Raw genomic sequence first — 15,710 nt, forward strand, 5'->3', positions numbered from 1 at the left:
GAGTTTGGAAGGGGATTCCTCTTTACAAGTGTTTATCCATTGTGATGATGCTTTTTATCTTTGTGAGGCGATGTTCTGTCAACTAGCTCTGGTGACAGGCACTGAATCGCGCAGAAGCATCCGAGATCCACTTCAATGCAGAAATCTGTTTTTTCTAGCCCGAAGAAATCCGGGTCGCAAGGGTGGCAAACACTTAAGGTATCGCCTTTGACATCGACCGGGCGTAAAATAGAAAGTGTTGCACAGCAATCGCATAATTTTTCGACGCGGAAGAAAATGGATTCAAAGCATTGCATATCATCCACAAATCCCCCTACGTTTCCGAATGTGGAGAACAATCCGCCTTTTTTATCAAAAACGAGAAACGGAATTGTGTCTTTTCCAGCAATCGTAGGGTTTAAAAGGTTGGTATAGCAGCCAGTCGGACACTGTTCTTCAACTGCCTCCTGCTCTGCTAAAATCTTTTCCACTGCATCGCATACACAGTTCTCATGCCGGCCATGGGTTTTTCCGCAGCTCATTGATTTCAGCTCCTTCTTTATAGGGTATTTGACTTTAGTCCTTAACAACATATGTACCCGTGCCCCACTTGGTGTGGGTGAACGTCTATATATTCATCATATGCTTGGAAAATAAGAAAAAGCAGAGCGTTTTTAGCTCTGCTTTTAGAGTTAGAGGACGAGTGTGATGGCTAAGAGTGCCACAAGTGTGTTAGTAGCTGTGGAAACCAATGTTGCTATATCAGCATCTACTGTTGTGATATTTACGCCCCGGGAGCATTCGATGAGAAGTTTTTGGCGGTTTACTTGTTTATTAGCTGAAAGCTGCAATAAATCTTGTGCGACTAATTCGGCAATTACTCCGTCTGCAATGGATGTGAGAGCTACTGTTAGGACAGCTGCATTAACCGCCGTTACAACTGATGTTACGGCTTGAACGTCTGTAGATGAAACGTTGATATCACAAGAGTCTCTGATAATAATTGTTTCATCGGAGACTTGTTTATTGAGATTTGCCTGAGCCAGATTTTGGTCAATGAAGGCATTGTCGTTGCCAAAAAACCCATTGCCATTACAGCAAACATCGCAATGACATTTTCTTTCTTCTTTTTTATCTTTTTCTTTTTCGTCTAACGGATGGTCACAGTCAGGATCAAGTGCAACCCAAGAGTATGGTCTGCTTTCCATATCTATTCCTCCTTTTCTTTTACTGTTATTAAATGAGCGAGCCTCTTACTTTGACTGAGGCATATATCCTGATGAAGAACCCTATTTTTTATGATTGGTTTGAATTGTTATTGTTTTGACGTCTTTGTCTGAGCTGTTCAATTAATTGTTCTCTCCGGCTTAGCGGTTTTTCGTTCTTTTTCTCTTGCGCGGCGGCTTCTTCTTTTTTCTTCTTTTGATTTTCAACTAATGCAGCTGATTTAGCCTGCAAGTCTTTTACCAGATTCAAGAGCATTTCTTTTTCTTCATCTGATACTTTTTTCATTTTGTCTTTCGTGACACCGTGTTTAAGAAAGATGTTTTGAACCAGCATTTTCGTCATTGGATCAGCTTCCGGAAGCTTTTCAAGCTCTTCTTTGAATTTATCGTTATCTGACATTTGTTTTCACCTCGTCTTTTAAGTTTGTGAAAAGAAAGGGTTAAAGGACGTCAAGTTCACTAAGAATGCTGTTTAACACCTGAAGCAAGATTTGTACAAAGGTTATTATCTCGTCGGCAGACAAAGTAATTTTGACGTTGCGGCTGTTGATAATTTTAATGATGGTTCTTTTTTTGATTTGGGAGCTATCGAGAATAAGAATTTCACTTGCTACTGCGTCAGCCAAATCCTCGTCGGCGATGACGAGCTGAGTCGCCACGATAATCATGGTTGTCACAAAGGCTTGTATAGAAAGGGCAGCTGTTATATGTGACGTGTCAATTGTGATATTTTCGCAATCAATCACTTCGATCTGCTGTTCGAATTCGCTTGATAATTGCTCAAATATTGCAGGGTGCAGGGATTCGACTTTTTCTTCAAATGACATAACCTTCACTCCTTTCTTATCCATACTCTATATAATGCAAATGGGGTGCAGAGCGGAATAATAAAAATAACCAATTTTCTGCCGGACAAGATACAATTCATGAAGAATAGGGTTTTGGCATATATGTGAAGGGATCATGATTGGCAAAGGAGTGAACGAGTGGTTATAAATGGGCTGACAATTGTTCTTCTATCGCTTGCGGTCTTTCGGCTCGCCCGCCTGCTGGTGTTTGACACGATTATGGCGCCGCTTCGCAGTCTGTTTCATGAAGAGAAGGAAGAAAAGGATGTGGACGGGAACATTGAAACCTATATCGTGATTAAGGGAACCGGTGTCAGGGCGTTTATTGGTGAATTGCTGAGCTGCTATTGGTGCACAGGCGTGTGGTGCGCCGGCTTTTTGATTTTATGCCAGGCGTTGATCCCGCAAGCGGCGCAGTGGCTGATTTTACTTTTAGCGATCGCCGGCCTTGCCGGCATCATAGAAACGCTCGTATCAAAATGGCTGCAAGAATAAGGCGTTACTACCAGCAACTTTCTGTCAGAATACGCATAAAGTAGCATATATGACATAAGGAAAGGAAGGGGACAAAAATGAATCAGCATCATAAACCTTCCCAAAAATCTCCATATACAGATTCATCGTATCAATCAAAAAAGATAAAAAAGAAAGGCTGCGGGTGCGGAAATAAAAAGAAAAAGCCTCAATAGCCTGGCAAAGAAACCGGAGAACTCCGGTTTTTTGTTTTTTTAACGGGGCGGCCTTGCTCAGCATATATCATAAGCGGGGGGATAAAAGTGAATGAGTTTGAAAAATGGATAGAAGGAAGATATGAACCTCACGAACAAAAGCAAAAAAAGCATGAAGACACGATGGGCAGTATCAGAAAAGACTTGGATGCATTTGATAAAGCCGGTCTGGAATTTGAAGATGAGATTGAAGAGCTGGCTGAAAAAACAGAGGCCTTACTTAAAAAACATCAAGCTCAATATGATCAATCGTAAATCCGCAAACGCCCTATGCGAATATCCAAGCCGATCCAAGCAGCTCACATAGTGTATAGAGAGTAAAGGAGGTGCTTATCTATGGGCTTTGGATACGGATTCGGCGGCGGCTACGGCGGCGGCTGTTATGGCGGTTATGCTGGCGGTTACGGCGGCGGCTATGGTTCAACATTTGTTTTGTTGGTCGTATTATTCATTCTCCTCATCATCGTAGGTGCATCTTTCTTTTAAGATGTATTGAGGAAGTACGGGTTATAACCCGTGCTTCCTTGCCTTGTGTTTATTTTTAAAAATGTTGGAAAAGCACATTGTATTATGTGCATTCATACAATACCGTATTACTCCGCCAAAAGGAGGCGCATTATGGATAATCAATTTTTTAAGAACATCGAAAAGAAAACAGGTGTGAAGATGCAGGATGTAATGAATCTTGCCGGATCACTCCAAAACGCTAATTTTAAAGATGAAAATACAGTGCGCAGTGTGATTAACCGCGTAGCGCAGATGGCAAACAGACGCGTGCCAAAAGAATTAGAAGATAAAATTGTGGAATCTATTACAAGCGGAAAAGAAAAGCTTGATTTTGGCACGATTTCTAAAATGATGGATAATAAATAAGTGGATGGCCTGGCTGACTCACTGCAGCGGGCCTTTTTTTACAGTAAAAACCCGGCAGTAATCTGCCGGGCTGTTAATGATGCAAGGGCTGTCTTGTTTTTTGTAGAAGGGGATACAAAAATCTTGAGCGGTTGGCTGTTTTGCCGCGCCTGTTAGCGGGGCAAGACAAATATAAATGCTGTTTCGCCCGGGTCATGGCTACATATAAAAGGCGTCTTTCCTCCTCAAGAGCGGCCTCGTCTCCTTTTCTTGCCGTTTCTAATGAGAAATCGTGCGGAATCGAGCCGTCTACAGTGCCTAACACGTAGACTGTTTTGAATTCAAGGCCTTTTGACCGGTGAATGGTCATCAGCTGAACGCCATCTTCATCCGTTCTGTTTTTCTCAGCGGCCCTCATATGGTCTACGTGGGCAAGAAAGTCAGGAATCGTTTTGAACTTCTTGGCGACAACCTTGATGTCGCGCAGGTCATCGGAACCTTTTTCCAGCTTGTTGCCCTCATTGCCCCGCTTTTTTAAATACTCGGAGAAGCCCATTTTTCCTTCTGCAAAGGTGATGGCTTCTACGGGCTTCATCGTGCGGAGGCTTGCAAAAAACGGTACGATTTTCTTGATTTTGTCCAGCTGGAATGGCTTCAGATCAGGCAATTTGGCCAGCGCTTTGATCATGGTACAGTCCTCTGTGATCGAGAGCGCCTTCAGCGTATTCAAAGCGGACTGTTTTAAAAACAAGGCGGGAAGCAAGTGTTTAATCGCCTCGGTGTCATCCTCATTTTGGCTGGCGTACAAGTAGGCGAGAATCTGGCGGACGATCCGTCTGCTGTAAAACGATTGGACGCCGCGGTCAGCTGTATACGGAATTGACGATTGATGAAGCCTTTCATATATAGCACGGCCTCCGCTGTTTGTGCGGTAAAGAACCGCAAAGTCTTCTGGACTGGCTCCATTTTGAATTTTTTCTTTGATATCGGAAACGACCATTGTGGCTTCTTCCTCTTCATCATAAGGATAAAACAGCACAGGGACCTGAATGTCATCGCGGGCCGCTTCAAGCGTTTTGGCATATCTGTTTTTGTTCTTTTTCACAACGATATCAGCACTAGAGACGATCGGGTGCGTAGACCTGTAGTTCGCAGTTAAATAGATCGTCTTCGCTCCCGGATAATCCTTTTGAAAATCAAGAATGAAAGACGGATTGCTTCCGCGAAACGCGTAGATGGACTGGTCATCGTCTCCGACACAGCACAGGTTTTGCTCCGGGCTGGCGAGCATTTGCATGATTTTGTATTGAACCGGATTAATGTCCTGAAACTCATCAATTAAGATATACGTAAACCGAGATTGATACTGTTCCAGAAGGTCAGGCCGCTCGATAAACAATTCATAGCAGGCTGAAGCCATGTCATCAAAATCAAATTGGCTGTGTTCTTTTTTCTGGCGTTCATAATGTTCATATAAACGATAAACTTGTTTTTCCCACTCATCTTTTAGAGGGATGCGTTCATTTGGGACATAAGTGTTTTTCCAAAAACCGATCTGCTGCAGGGCTTGGTCAACTGGGAATTCTTTCTCATCGATGCCTTCTTCATAGAGTGCTTTTTTGATATATTGTTCCCGCTGCCACTCCATTTTCAGCAGATGCTCACCGTTCCATTTAGCAGAATTAGAGTGATACAAGATCTTATAAAACAGACTGTGGAATGTTCCTGTCACAAGTCTTCTGACTTTTGCCGGCTGTAATCCGTACTGGTTCGCCATACGCTCTTTCATTTCAGCGACAGCTTTTGTTGTAAAGGTGACAAGCAGCATATTTTCAGGCGGTATGCCTAAGTGTTCGATCATGTGGGCGGCACGGGCTGTCAGCACCCGTGTTTTTCCGCTCCCCGCACCTGCAAGCACAAGCAGCGGACCTTCTGTTTCCGTGACCGCTTTCAGCTGATCCGTGTTTAAGCCGACAGACGGAAAAAGGCTCGTATCGGGTTCTATTGTTTTTGGCACAAATGGTGTTCCTGGTTTAATGCTTCTTGGACGGTGCCATTCCGTGACAGCTGGAGACGGGTCAGCGGCGATCGCTTTTCCCTTGGGCAAACGAATGACACCAGATTCCTGATCATCTTCTTTTTTTTCCTCTTTGGCGGGCTTCGGAGCACACGCCTCCTCACATGCCGGGAAATCGCCTGGCTGGCGATGGATAAACTCTGGCGGATCGGCGATGTTAAGCCGTAACAAAACGGGATTTCCGCAATGAGAACAAAATAAATGTCCTTTTATTCCTTCTTCAAAGAGGAATTGATAATGTTCTCTCGAATATGTATGTAAATGTATAATTCGATCATTCAGTCGGGCGCATTTCAAAAAGGGGTCCTCCCAATCAAAAGGTGTTCATTACAGACAATGACTATCATATCAAAAGAAATGTGTTTCAAAAAGTAAGTTTAAGGGAAAAGAGACAGCAGAGGGGTGGGTATTGTATGATATATGCAGGTCACATTCAAAACCAGCAATACGCTCAATATGCTAATAGAACGATTGGACATAAGCAGGATTATGCCGGAACCGAAAAAATCAGCTATGTCCCGTTTCAGCGGGTATACAAAGAACTGGAAAAGCAGCAGGAGAATCAAACGGCCGCTGAAAGAAAAGTAAACGAGATGAAACGTAAGCGCTCTCTTTATAAGAGATTGCGAGAAAAAGGAATGGGCACATATATTAATCGATATGTATAAAAAACCGTTCATACCAGAGAACGGTTTTTTTATATGCAGTAAAAATCCGGATCTCAAAAGATCCGGATGCGTTCAGTCCTTCATCATTTGTAAGTGCGGAATGCCGGCATCGAGGAATTCTTTTTCAGAAAGCACGCGATACCCGTGTTTCTTGTAAAACGGCACAGCCTGTGTTTGCGCGTTTAAAATGAAACCGGAAGCGCCTCCGTCTGCCGCGGCTTTTTCGAGCGCTTTCATAATGATGCCGCCGACACCGGCTGAGCGGTGGCTTTTCAGTACGCAAATCCGCTCTAACTTGCCGTAGCCGTCCTTCATGCGCCATCTTCCGGCACCGACAGGCTTTTCACCGTCATACACGACGATATGCTCTGACTCATTTTCAAGTTCGTCAATTTCTTCTTCAGCAGGCACGTTTTGTTCTTTGACAAAGACTTCTTCTCTTACATAGAATGCATCTTTCAGTTGTTCTTCATTTTTTGCGATAACTGCTTTCAAACATTATTCTCCTCTGCCTAGCAAGAAGGTTTCATATACTGTCCACGATCCGTTTTCCAACTGGTAAAGCAAGTGGAAACGGTCAACGATTTCTTCATGCGACACTTCCTGCATTTTTAATTGTCCCAGCACATCTGAATGCTCATCGTCGGAAAGATTTTGGCCGACCGTCACATGCGGAACGAAATTATATTCCTGTTCTCCTGCCAACACACCGGTGTATAGCTTTTCATTGAGTGTTTTTAACTCTTCCGTCGGTTCTGCTTTGATGTAAATGACATTGTTGACAGGCGCAAATGAGCTGTATTTTGTCATTTTGAGAACGAGTGGGTGGGACTCTTTTGCGATGTTTCTTAAATGTGATACGAGCTGATCCGCTTTCTCCTCCGCGCATTCAAAGGATGCTCTCAGCGTCAAATGAGGCGGGATTAGAGAGTAGCTTGGGTCATAACGCTTTCTGTAAGAGTTTGCAAGGTCTTGGAGCTTTTTTGATGGAAATAAAACGATTCCGTATTTCATATTATGTCCCTCCTGGAAATAAAGTATGATAGAGTGTTAAAGCATTTTTTTCAGCGCCGGGGTGATGAGCGGCTGCCAGTATGTCCATTTGTGGTCTCCGTCAAATGGCTCAAAATCATAATCGGAAAGCTTCTTCTCCAGCAGCTGCTTCAGCTCCTGGTTCGGTTCTGTAAAGTCCAGAATGTTCCCGTCTGTCGTGTGGACGTCAGTTTCTTTTGTTCCGATTTGGTGATAAATAGAGAGGTGTTGGATATCGCCTGACTGTTTCACGGCTTCTAGTACGTGTTTGTCAACATAGGGAGACTGCATGATGATGTTGCCAAACATATTCGGATAATCAAGCGCTGTCATAAGTGATACGGTCGCTCCGAGCGAATCACCGATCAGGGTTCGGCCATAACCGATCTGATAGGTTGGATACTCATCATCTGCAAAAGGAACGAGCTCATGGGCGATGAACCGTTTATACGCCGAAAATTTTGAACCCTCCGGATGATAGGTGTTTCTGCGCTCTTTTACATCCTTATAGGGAACACCGATAATAATGCACCGGTCTATTTCGTGTTTCGACAGCAATTCCTCAACCTGTCTGCCGATTCTCCCCAGCCTGAAATAATCGTGGCCGTCCTGTGCGATAATGACATGGTATTTATAAAGCGGGGAGTAGTTGGACGGCAGATAAACAAGCAAGGTCATTTCCTCGTTAAGCTCTTTTGAAAAGAATTTCTTTTCTTGCACTGTGCCGTTTTTCGGTGCCATAAAAACATTCCTCCAGGACATCACTATACTTTCTTGCATTTTCAATTATTGTACCATGAATTATTAGAAATTTCTCTCTTTAAACGGTTCGGCACACGAAGAAAAAAGTGTTGAAATAAACTGTGAATTGCGCTAATATAAAACAATCAGAAAATTGAAATCGATATTTCTTATCGTGAGAGGTGGAGGGACTGGCCCTTAGAAACCTCAGCAACCGGCTTGTTTTGCATGTGCAAAGCGCCAAGGTGCTAAATCCAGCAAGCGTTTTTTATGCTTGGAAGATAAGAAGAAGCGTTAAACCCCTTCTTCTTATGAAGAAGGGGTTTTTATTTTGAAAAGGGAAGGTGTCAGCTATATGTCACAGCACGTTGAAACGAAATTAGCTCAAATTGGGAACCGTAGCGATGAAGTCACGGGAACAGTAAGTGCTCCTATCTATTTATCAACAGCATACCGCCACAGAGGGATCGGAGAATCTACCGGATTTGATTATGTCCGCACAAAAAATCCGACACGCCAGCTTGTTGAGGACGCGATCGCTAACTTAGAAAACGGCGCGAGAGGGCTTGCCTTTAGTTCGGGAATGGCTGCTATCCAAACGATTATGGCGCTGTTTAAAAGCGGAGATGAACTGATCGTTTCATCGGACCTATATGGCGGCACGTACCGTTTATTTGAAAATGAATGGAAAAAATACGGATTGACTTTTCATTATGATGATTTCAGCGATGAGGACTGTTTACGCTCTAAGATTACGCCGAATACAAAAGCGGTGTTTGTGGAAACGCCGACAAACCCCCTTATGCAGGAGGCGGACATTGAACATATTGCCCGGATTACAAAGGAGCACGGTCTTCTGCTGATTGTAGATAATACATTTTATACACCGGTCTTGCAGCGGCCGCTTGAGCTGGGAGCTGACATTGTCATTCACAGCGCAACCAAGTATTTAGGCGGGCATAACGATCTGCTTGCTGGACTTGTCGTGGTGAAGGATGAGCGGCTCGGAGAGGAAATGTTTCAGCATCAAAATGCGATCGGCGCCGTCCTGCCGCCATTTGATTCGTGGCTTCTGATGAGAGGAATGAAGACGCTGAGCCTCAGAATGCGTCAGCATCAGGCAAACGCGCAGGAGCTTGCGGCGTTTTTAGAAGAGCAGGAAGAAATTTCGGATGTGCTGTATCCCGGAAAAGGCGGCATGCTGTCCTTCCGTCTGCAAAAAGAAGAATGGGTCAATCCGTTTTTAAAAGCGCTGAAGACCATTTGTTTTGCAGAAAGCCTCGGCGGGGTGGAAAGCTTTATTACATACCCTGCGACCCAGACGCACATGGATATTCCTGAAGAGATCCGCATCGCAAACGGGGTGTGCAATCGGTTGCTGCGCTTTTCTGTCGGTATTGAACATGCGGAAGATTTAAAAGAGGATCTAAAACAGGCATTATGTCAGGTCAAAGAGGGAGCTGTTTCTTTTGAGTAAACACAATTGGACGCTGGAAACCCAGCTCGTGCACAATCCATTTAAAACAGACGGCGGAACCGGGGCGGTCAGTGTACCGATTCAGCACGCCTCGACTTTTCACCAATCTTCATTTGAAGAGTTCGGGGCATATGATTACAGCCGCTCTGGCACGCCGACAAGAACAGCTCTCGAAGAAACAATTGCCGCACTGGAAGGCGGAACAAGAGGATTTGCTTTCAGTTCAGGCATGGCTGCCATCTCAACAGCATTTTTACTGCTGTCACAGGGTGATCACGTTCTTGTGACAGAAGATGTATACGGCGGAACCTTCCGTATGGTGACAGAGGTGCTGACCCGGTTTGGCATTGAGCATACGTTTGTCGACATGACGGATCGTAATGAAGTGGCGCGGAGCATCAAGCCGAACACAAAGGTCATTTATATGGAGACGCCATCAAATCCGACACTTGGGATTACGGATATTAAAGCGATTGTTCAGCTTGCAAAAGAAAACGGCTGTCTGACCTTTCTGGACAATACATTCATGACACCGGCACTGCAGCGTCCGCTTGACCTCGGCGTGGATATTGTACTTCACAGCGCGACAAAATTCTTAAGCGGACACAGCGATGTGCTCTCAGGTTTGGCTGCTGTCAAAGATGAAGAGCTTGGGAAGCAGCTGTATAAGCTGCAAAACGCGTTCGGCGCCGTCCTTGGCGTACAGGATTGCTGGCTTGTCCTGCGCGGATTAAAAACATTGCAGGTCCGTTTAGAGAAGGCGAGTCAAACAGCCCAGCGGCTTGCGGAATTTTTCCAAAAGCATCCGGCGGTGAAGCGCGTGTATTATCCGGGACTGGCTGATCATCCCGGCGCTGAAACCCATAAAAGCCAGTCAACGGGAGCGGGCGCCGTACTATCTTTTGAGCTTGAAAGCAAAGAGGCCGTTAAGAAGTTAGTCGAGAATGTGTCACTTCCAGTCTTCGCTGTCAGCCTTGGCGCCGTGGAATCGATTTTGTCCTATCCGGCAACGATGTCTCACGCGGCAATGCCTAAGGAAGAGCGTGAAAAACGCGGTATCACTGATGGCCTGCTCCGTCTGAGTGTCGGCGTCGAACATGCAGACGATTTAGAACACGATTTCGAACAAGCGCTGAAAGAAATTGCTCCAGTTGCGGTTCGTTAAAAAAGAAGCCGGGGATGGTCCGGCTTCTTTTATTATTGTTCGTCATCAGGATTCAGAATCGCGAGGACTTGATGATCCTCCCAAACGCCATTAATTTTTACATTTTTTCGGGCGATGCCTTCTTTATGAAATCCCGCTTTTTCTAAAACACGCATGGACCCGAGATTACGGGGCATCACACCGGCTTCAATCCGATGCAGTTTCAATTCGTGGAACGCATAATCAACAACCAATCTGACTGCCTCTGTCATAATGCCCTTTCCATTATGGGCTTTGTCTAAAAAATACCCGATGAACGCAGTTTGCAGCGCGCCACGGATGATTTGAAAGAGCGAAACCGTCCCGATTAATCTATCGTCTGACGCTGTAAAGATGCCAAAATGATATTCTTCATCTTTCTCAAGTCTTTCCTGATACTCGGTTATTCGTTTTCTTTGCCCCTCAACCGTATAGTAATCGTCTGCGCGTATCATAGAAAACTGTTCGAAAAAATCTCGATTTTCGCTTTGCAGCCCCAGATTTTCTTCGGCATCCGTTACTTCTAAAGGTCTAACATAAATGGTTTTTCCTTTTAACATATAGTGATCTCTCCGTTCTCATGTCAGCATTCCTCTTACATTATTCTCAGGGAAATGCAAATATCCTTTTTATAAGAAGGAAGAAAACCAATTTCCCATAAAAGTGCCAACATAGTTGCCGATTAAGTAGCCGAGCGTACCGACAAGCTTGTCGGTCCCCCGACAGTAGCGTTGACGGCGAGCAGAATTTCTTCAAGCCGCACACGGAACAATTTTCCGGCAGCTAAGGAAACCGCTAAATTGCTAATCGCAATGATAAACACGAATAATAGAATAAGAGGCGCATTCGTGACGATTAAGCGGAGATCGGCAGGAATGCCGATCACCACAAAAAACAAATAAATCAAAAAGGTTCCAAGCTCCTGAGATCCATTGAGCCTTTCAAAAAAACGCGGGAAAAGAAAAATGATAAGAACAGTTAAAGACGTAAGAACTAGGTACTGATCGCCAAGCGTACCGGTCAGCAGGGGATGAGAAAAAATGCTTTTAAAATAACCGGAAACCTTCATACTAACCGCAACAAGCGCGAAAGCGGCACCGGCATTAAAAGCGATATCCTTTAAGGAAATATCCTTCCGTTTCCAATAGCTTTCAGCACTGTTTCCGCTGTTTCCATCGGCTTTTACTTTCTCTTCAAACGGCATGGCATAATGCCGCTGAAACCATTTGAGTGCAGGAATGCTGATTAAAATAAAAAACAAAAGCGCCATCATAAAATTATCAGCCACAACGGTAGCCGACACATATTCACCAGGCGTCTCAAATTTTGCCGCCATCGCCGCAAAGTTGACCCCGCCGCCGATATAAGAGGCGCTGATCATCCCACCGATTTTATCTAAGTAAGGAATATGCTGTTTAAGTAGAAAAAAAGCAAGAATGCTCCCAAGCACAGTGCCAGCGGAGCTAATCAGAAAAATAAACAGCAAACGCCTGCTTTCCTTAAAAATTTGCCGAACATTGATCTGAAACAATAAAAGTGGTATCGCCAGTGGTACCACATAAGACCACACAGTGTCATACACAGGCGACTCAACAGGAAGCACTCCTACATTTGTAAACACCATAGCACCTGCAAGGGCGATAATAGCGCCCGACACAGCAGACGCCCACTTAAAGCGCTGCTCCAGCCCGATGCTCACTGCCGCCCACACCGCAATAAACCCCCATAATACCCATACATCATCAGAAGAAATCAAAGAATGCAAAACCCCATCACCTCTATTGTTAGAAAATTAAGACATATTATAATAGCCGGGGAACGGAACAGCAAGTCCAAAAAAAGTTTTTCTAAAAAAGCAGTTGACGAATAGAGGAGGAGGTTATATAATAGAACTTGTCAGAAAGACAACAACATACCCAGTAACACATACATATCATGATTCCGTAGCTCAGCTGGGAGAGCGCTACCTTGACAGGGTAGAGGTCGCTGGTTCGAGCCCAGTCGGAATCATAGCTTAAACCCTTGCGCAGCAAGGGTTTTTTACTTTGTTTATTTATTGATTTTGTCATCATTCATCGAGTTGGGGACGGATTGGGGACGGAAGTTTTTTAAGCTGAATTTGAAGTGAATTCAAAATCAGCTCTGTTTCTATGCTAGGTTTAATGGATTATAAAGTTTCAATATTCTTTTCGATTTTTTGAATAACTTGTTCGAGCCATATGATTGGAGATACGCCGTAACTAAGAACGTCCACTCCGTCAGCAGCTTCATCGATAAAACCATTCTTTTCTTCATCCGAATAATCGCTGTTAATAAAATCTTTCAATGCAACTATATCAGTTTCTTGCTCTTCTTTTGGAATCTCTTCTAAGTATTCGTCCAGTGCTGACTCTGGAGAATCAATATCCTGTTAGAAATACCCACCAAGGAATCTAAACACAGGATCAGGAATTTCGGTTCAATCATTACTTATCACTACTAAGAACGATTAACTTCAAATCTAAGAGATAGTACGTATCTTATTCTATATAACTTTCTGCTATATCAATATCATTTGTCATCTCTAAGTCAGGGTATTTTTCATCTAATTTTTCTTAAACAATTAATAAGTTCTTTACTTTGTAAACTTTTAGCTAAATCTTCAAATACTTCACTGATCCAATATAAATCTTCTTTATTACAATTTTCTAATAGCTAATTGTATTTTCTTCAGGTATCGATGGCTATTATGAACCAGCTACAAAAGCGAAATTGAAGTAATATAAAAAGGCCCTCTTAAAATAGGGGCCTTTCAGTGTTTCTTTTAAATAGCTTCTTTTAGTTTTTCTATTACACTTTTCAACCATTCTATAGGTGGTAATCCAAGTGTCGGGAAATATATTTCTGCATTACACTTTATAATGTCTTCCTTTTTTTCTTTAGTTAGATCGCTATTTAGAAACTCTTCACAAAACTTAACTGTAAATAGCAAACCTTCTTTACTAATTTCCTCAATAAATTCGTCTAATGCGTGTTCAGGGGATCTGATATCTTGATGAAATGTTGCACCTAAAAAATTTTCTAATTCGTCTAAGAAATCATAACTTTCATCCATGATACTTCCTCTCTTTCTATTTGGTTGGATATCCTGTAAGAATAAAGTTACCGTTGTTATCTTTTTTGAGTATAATTTTTGCGTTTGTAACGTTCTCTACTAGTTCTGAATTTCTTGTTACACTTCTGCCGATTATTTCTCCATCGCCCTTGTATTTTAACATTAATTTAGGTTTTTTAGGATCATCAATCCAATTTTCGATTTTCTTTATATTTTTTGGATCGTTTAAGACTGCATTAGCAATTCTCTCAGCGGTAGTATTTGTCAGGAATAAAAATTAACAGCTCAGAAGATAATCACTACCTTGATAGGGTAGAGGTCGCTGGTTCGAACCCAGTCGGAATCAGACACGGCGGTTAGAGGCGTTATATCAATGTTTATAGCCATTTTTTATTGCGTTGACTTAGGCGTATTAGGAATGCAGGGTAGCGGTGACCGTTACCATGTTTGAACGTTCTTATTCTATTAAACCGGAATAGGAGGCGTTTTTTTATGGATGATGTTCGGAAAGGGAAACCGATTAAACGAATACGCAGAGGTAACGAGGCATCAATATTTTGAAGAACAAAAGCAAATAACTGTTATGACTCTTACTCTATTTAACTATCAGGAAGGCTCTTTTACTTAATAGAAACGAGATGTGTGTAACAGTTTCCCTTTGGTGTGAATGTAATTCCATATGACCGTGGCGGTTGCCACCATACTTTACAAACGTGTAATCAGAATTGGAAATTGCATACTTAGCCGTTTTGTCAATGATTTTTTTAGAGGTGATTTTACCATTAAAAGGTAAATGATGCTTGCCCATTTAAACAATCTTTTGGCGGGTGTATATTGAATGAAGGGGAGGGATGTAATTGGTCAAGGTTATATTGTCATTTGTTTATTTACTTGGCTTTATTTTTTTAAGTAGATGGTCTTTTGATGGTTTTTTTCATCAGGATTATTTTTCGATTGTTGGTTTGTTGTGGTCTATTATTGTTACATTTTTCTTCGGCATTTACACTGGAAGCCCATTGCTTTTTAACAAGATCACACAATCGAAACGATTAACTGTTAAAAACAAAAAAGCATTTTACGTTTTAAGCGGAGCGGCAGTTATCTTTTTTGTCTTATATTTCATCTTCTCTAAATCTCTCATAAATGAAATTGCGCCCTACACTGTCTTGAGTGGCTATATTCTGACTTGGGTATCTGGGATAACTCTAACTAAACTATTGTAGCCAGAAACAGATGGGAATGCGCAAAAATATAAACGTAATAATATAGACCGCAAGCAAATTGCGGTTTTTTTCGGTTAAACGTTAGAAAGATATATTAGTGGTGTCCTGTGAATCCGCATTTACCATCGTCAGAAGTTGGTATTAAAATCAATGAATGTTATTAAGATGATTCGTGCGGTGGATCAACATGGAGTTAATCAAACCATAGAATACTTAGAAAAAAGTAACGATTCTTATGTTGAAGACATTGCCTTTGGGACTGCACCTGCTTATGCAAACTCAAAAGAATTTGAAACCTCTATCATCAAAAAATGGTTGAAACTCAAACACAAATTCAAAGGTGAGAATGACTGTATAACTTTTAAATAGAGATTAAGCTTATCCGGGGCTTGTCATTTGTTTTAGTACGTGGTTTCGCTACAGACTTTACAGTGAAACTATACCAAACATATTTCACAAACTTGATAAAATAACTTTTAAACCTTCCTATAAAATGAAGGTTTTTTATTTGATTTCAATTTTTAAATCCTTTACATACAGCGATTGATTAACTCGAGCAATCAATGTCGCAGTTATATTTAT

At 42.5% G+C, this 15,710-nt stretch carries 21 protein-coding genes, 1 tRNA gene, 3 pseudogenes and 1 riboswitch; of the genes and pseudogenes, 11 read left to right on the plus strand and 14 right to left on the minus strand.

What is annotated here, in order from left to right; translation table 11 throughout:
* Positions 1–32: 32 nt before the first annotated feature.
* The 4 genes from cotY to cotV all read right to left on the minus strand — a co-directional run bounded on the left by cotY (position 33) and on the right by cotV (position 2,032).
* Positions 33–521 (minus strand): spore coat protein CotY, encoded by a 489-nt coding sequence (gene cotY / locus FB592_RS07075; protein ID WP_003239243.1) that lies wholly within the window; start codon positions 519–521, stop codon positions 33–35.
* Between the two features lie 150 nt (positions 522–671).
* Positions 672–1,187 carry a spore coat protein CotX gene (gene cotX / locus FB592_RS07080; RefSeq protein WP_014476454.1) on the minus strand — a complete coding sequence of 172 codons (516 nt, stop codon included), beginning with the start codon at positions 1,185–1,187 and terminating at the stop codon, positions 672–674.
* An 88-nt stretch (positions 1,188–1,275) separates the two neighbouring features.
* The gene (gene cotW, locus FB592_RS07085; RefSeq protein WP_041850970.1) at positions 1,276–1,605 is read right to left on the minus strand and encodes a spore coat protein CotW; all 330 of its coding nucleotides are present in this window, start codon (positions 1,603–1,605) and stop codon (positions 1,276–1,278) included.
* A 40-nt stretch (positions 1,606–1,645) separates the two neighbouring features.
* Entirely contained in the window at positions 1,646–2,032 is a 387-nt protein-coding gene (gene cotV / locus FB592_RS07090) for a spore coat protein CotV (protein WP_041850969.1), read from the minus strand.
* A gap of 159 nt (positions 2,033–2,191) precedes the next feature.
* On the opposite strand from cotV, the gene yjcA reads away from it, so the two are divergent.
* From yjcA to spoVIF, 4 genes are all read left to right on the plus strand, one after another.
* Positions 2,192–2,548, plus strand: coding sequence for a sporulation protein YjcA (yjcA, locus tag FB592_RS07095; RefSeq protein WP_041850968.1), 357 nt, complete (start codon positions 2,192–2,194; stop codon positions 2,546–2,548).
* A gap of 281 nt (positions 2,549–2,829) precedes the next feature.
* A complete protein-coding gene (locus tag FB592_RS07100; protein WP_014479470.1) occupies positions 2,830–3,036 on the plus strand; it encodes a hypothetical protein in 207 nt (68 codons plus the stop codon).
* Between the two features lie 81 nt (positions 3,037–3,117).
* Positions 3,118–3,267 (plus strand): sporulation protein YjcZ, encoded by a 150-nt coding sequence (gene yjcZ, locus FB592_RS07105; RefSeq protein ID WP_003232872.1) that lies wholly within the window; start codon positions 3,118–3,120, stop codon positions 3,265–3,267.
* A 132-nt stretch (positions 3,268–3,399) separates the two neighbouring features.
* Entirely contained in the window at positions 3,400–3,654 is a 255-nt protein-coding gene (gene spoVIF, locus FB592_RS07110; RefSeq protein WP_003232870.1) for a sporulation-specific transcription regulator SpoVIF, read from the plus strand.
* 73 nt (positions 3,655–3,727) lie between these two features.
* Here spoVIF and FB592_RS07115 read toward each other — a convergent pair whose 3' ends face one another.
* On the minus strand, positions 3,728–6,007 hold the full coding sequence (locus tag FB592_RS07115; RefSeq protein ID WP_141949404.1) for an ATP-dependent helicase: 2,280 nt from the start codon (positions 6,005–6,007) through the stop codon (positions 3,728–3,730).
* Between the two features lie 116 nt (positions 6,008–6,123).
* Here FB592_RS07115 and FB592_RS07120 point away from each other — a divergent pair, with 116 nt between their 5' ends.
* On the plus strand, positions 6,124–6,378 hold the full coding sequence (locus FB592_RS07120; RefSeq protein WP_038828785.1) for a hypothetical protein: 255 nt from the start codon (positions 6,124–6,126) through the stop codon (positions 6,376–6,378).
* Between the two features lie 72 nt (positions 6,379–6,450).
* Here the strand turns inward: FB592_RS07120 and FB592_RS07125 are convergent, their stop codons facing one another.
* The 3 genes from FB592_RS07125 to FB592_RS07135 are packed head-to-tail and all read right to left on the minus strand — an operon-like array spanning position 6,451 to position 8,151.
* The gene (locus FB592_RS07125) at positions 6,451–6,873 is read right to left on the minus strand and encodes a GNAT family N-acetyltransferase (RefSeq protein ID WP_003245407.1); all 423 of its coding nucleotides are present in this window, start codon (positions 6,871–6,873) and stop codon (positions 6,451–6,453) included.
* A gap of 3 nt (positions 6,874–6,876) precedes the next feature.
* The gene (locus tag FB592_RS07130) at positions 6,877–7,392 is read right to left on the minus strand and encodes a YjcG family protein (RefSeq protein ID WP_003232861.1); all 516 of its coding nucleotides are present in this window, start codon (positions 7,390–7,392) and stop codon (positions 6,877–6,879) included.
* Positions 7,393–7,428: 36 nt separating this feature from the next.
* Positions 7,429–8,151 carry an esterase family protein gene (locus tag FB592_RS07135; protein ID WP_101502001.1) on the minus strand — a complete coding sequence of 241 codons (723 nt, stop codon included), beginning with the start codon at positions 8,149–8,151 and terminating at the stop codon, positions 7,429–7,431.
* Positions 8,152–8,318: 167 nt separating this feature from the next.
* A riboswitch (SAM riboswitch) is annotated at positions 8,319–8,439 on the plus strand.
* A 67-nt stretch (positions 8,440–8,506) separates the two neighbouring features.
* Between FB592_RS07135 and metI the strand changes: the two genes are divergently transcribed.
* Entirely contained in the window at positions 8,507–9,628 is a 1,122-nt protein-coding gene (gene metI / locus FB592_RS07140) for a cystathionine gamma-synthase/O-acetylhomoserine thiolyase (RefSeq protein ID WP_003232857.1), read from the plus strand.
* Positions 9,621–10,793, plus strand: a complete 1,173-nt coding sequence (gene metC, locus FB592_RS07145) for a cystathionine beta-lyase (protein ID WP_014479474.1) — start codon at positions 9,621–9,623, stop codon at positions 10,791–10,793. Before metI ends, metC begins: the two co-directional genes overlap by 8 nt.
* Positions 10,794–10,825: 32 nt before the next feature.
* Here the strand turns inward: metC and FB592_RS07150 are convergent, their stop codons facing one another.
* Positions 10,826–11,371 carry a GNAT family N-acetyltransferase gene (locus FB592_RS07150; protein ID WP_003245116.1) on the minus strand — a complete coding sequence of 182 codons (546 nt, stop codon included), beginning with the start codon at positions 11,369–11,371 and terminating at the stop codon, positions 10,826–10,828.
* A gap of 69 nt (positions 11,372–11,440) precedes the next feature.
* Positions 11,441–12,576: pseudogene (locus tag FB592_RS07155) on the minus strand (DUF819 family protein).
* A gap of 172 nt (positions 12,577–12,748) precedes the next feature.
* On the opposite strand from FB592_RS07155, the gene FB592_RS07160 reads away from it, so the two are divergent.
* Positions 12,749–12,821, plus strand: a tRNA-Val gene (locus tag FB592_RS07160).
* A 157-nt stretch (positions 12,822–12,978) separates the two neighbouring features.
* On the opposite strand, the pseudogene FB592_RS21055 reads toward FB592_RS07160, so the two are convergent.
* The 4 genes and pseudogenes from FB592_RS21055 to FB592_RS07180 form a co-directional block, all read right to left on the minus strand.
* Positions 12,979–13,263, minus strand: a pseudogene (locus FB592_RS21055) (contact-dependent growth inhibition system immunity protein).
* A gap of 67 nt (positions 13,264–13,330) precedes the next feature.
* A pseudogene (locus tag FB592_RS21060) lies at positions 13,331–13,522 on the minus strand (hypothetical protein); the annotation flags it as partial.
* Between the two features lie 92 nt (positions 13,523–13,614).
* Entirely contained in the window at positions 13,615–13,905 is a 291-nt protein-coding gene (locus tag FB592_RS07175) for a contact-dependent growth inhibition system immunity protein (RefSeq protein ID WP_038828781.1), read from the minus strand.
* Between the two features lie 16 nt (positions 13,906–13,921).
* Positions 13,922–14,173 carry an RNase A-like domain-containing protein gene (locus FB592_RS07180; protein WP_250622533.1) on the minus strand — a complete coding sequence of 84 codons (252 nt, stop codon included), beginning with the start codon at positions 14,171–14,173 and terminating at the stop codon, positions 13,922–13,924.
* Positions 14,174–14,401: 228 nt separating this feature from the next.
* Between FB592_RS07180 and FB592_RS21065 the strand changes: the two genes are divergently transcribed.
* The 3 genes from FB592_RS21065 to FB592_RS07190 all read left to right on the plus strand — a co-directional run bounded on the left by FB592_RS21065 (position 14,402) and on the right by FB592_RS07190 (position 15,497).
* A complete protein-coding gene (locus FB592_RS21065) occupies positions 14,402–14,533 on the plus strand; it encodes a hypothetical protein (protein WP_260438889.1) in 132 nt (43 codons plus the stop codon).
* Between the two features lie 229 nt (positions 14,534–14,762).
* Positions 14,763–15,128 carry a hypothetical protein gene (locus tag FB592_RS07185; RefSeq protein WP_038828779.1) on the plus strand — a complete coding sequence of 122 codons (366 nt, stop codon included), beginning with the start codon at positions 14,763–14,765 and terminating at the stop codon, positions 15,126–15,128.
* Positions 15,129–15,278: 150 nt separating this feature from the next.
* On the plus strand, positions 15,279–15,497 hold the full coding sequence (locus FB592_RS07190) for a hypothetical protein (RefSeq protein ID WP_038828777.1): 219 nt from the start codon (positions 15,279–15,281) through the stop codon (positions 15,495–15,497).
* Positions 15,498–15,710: the final 213 nt, after the last annotated feature.

Source organism: Bacillus sp. SJZ110, assembly GCF_006715455.1.
GTDB lineage: Bacteria > Bacillota > Bacilli > Bacillales > Bacillaceae > Bacillus > Bacillus subtilis.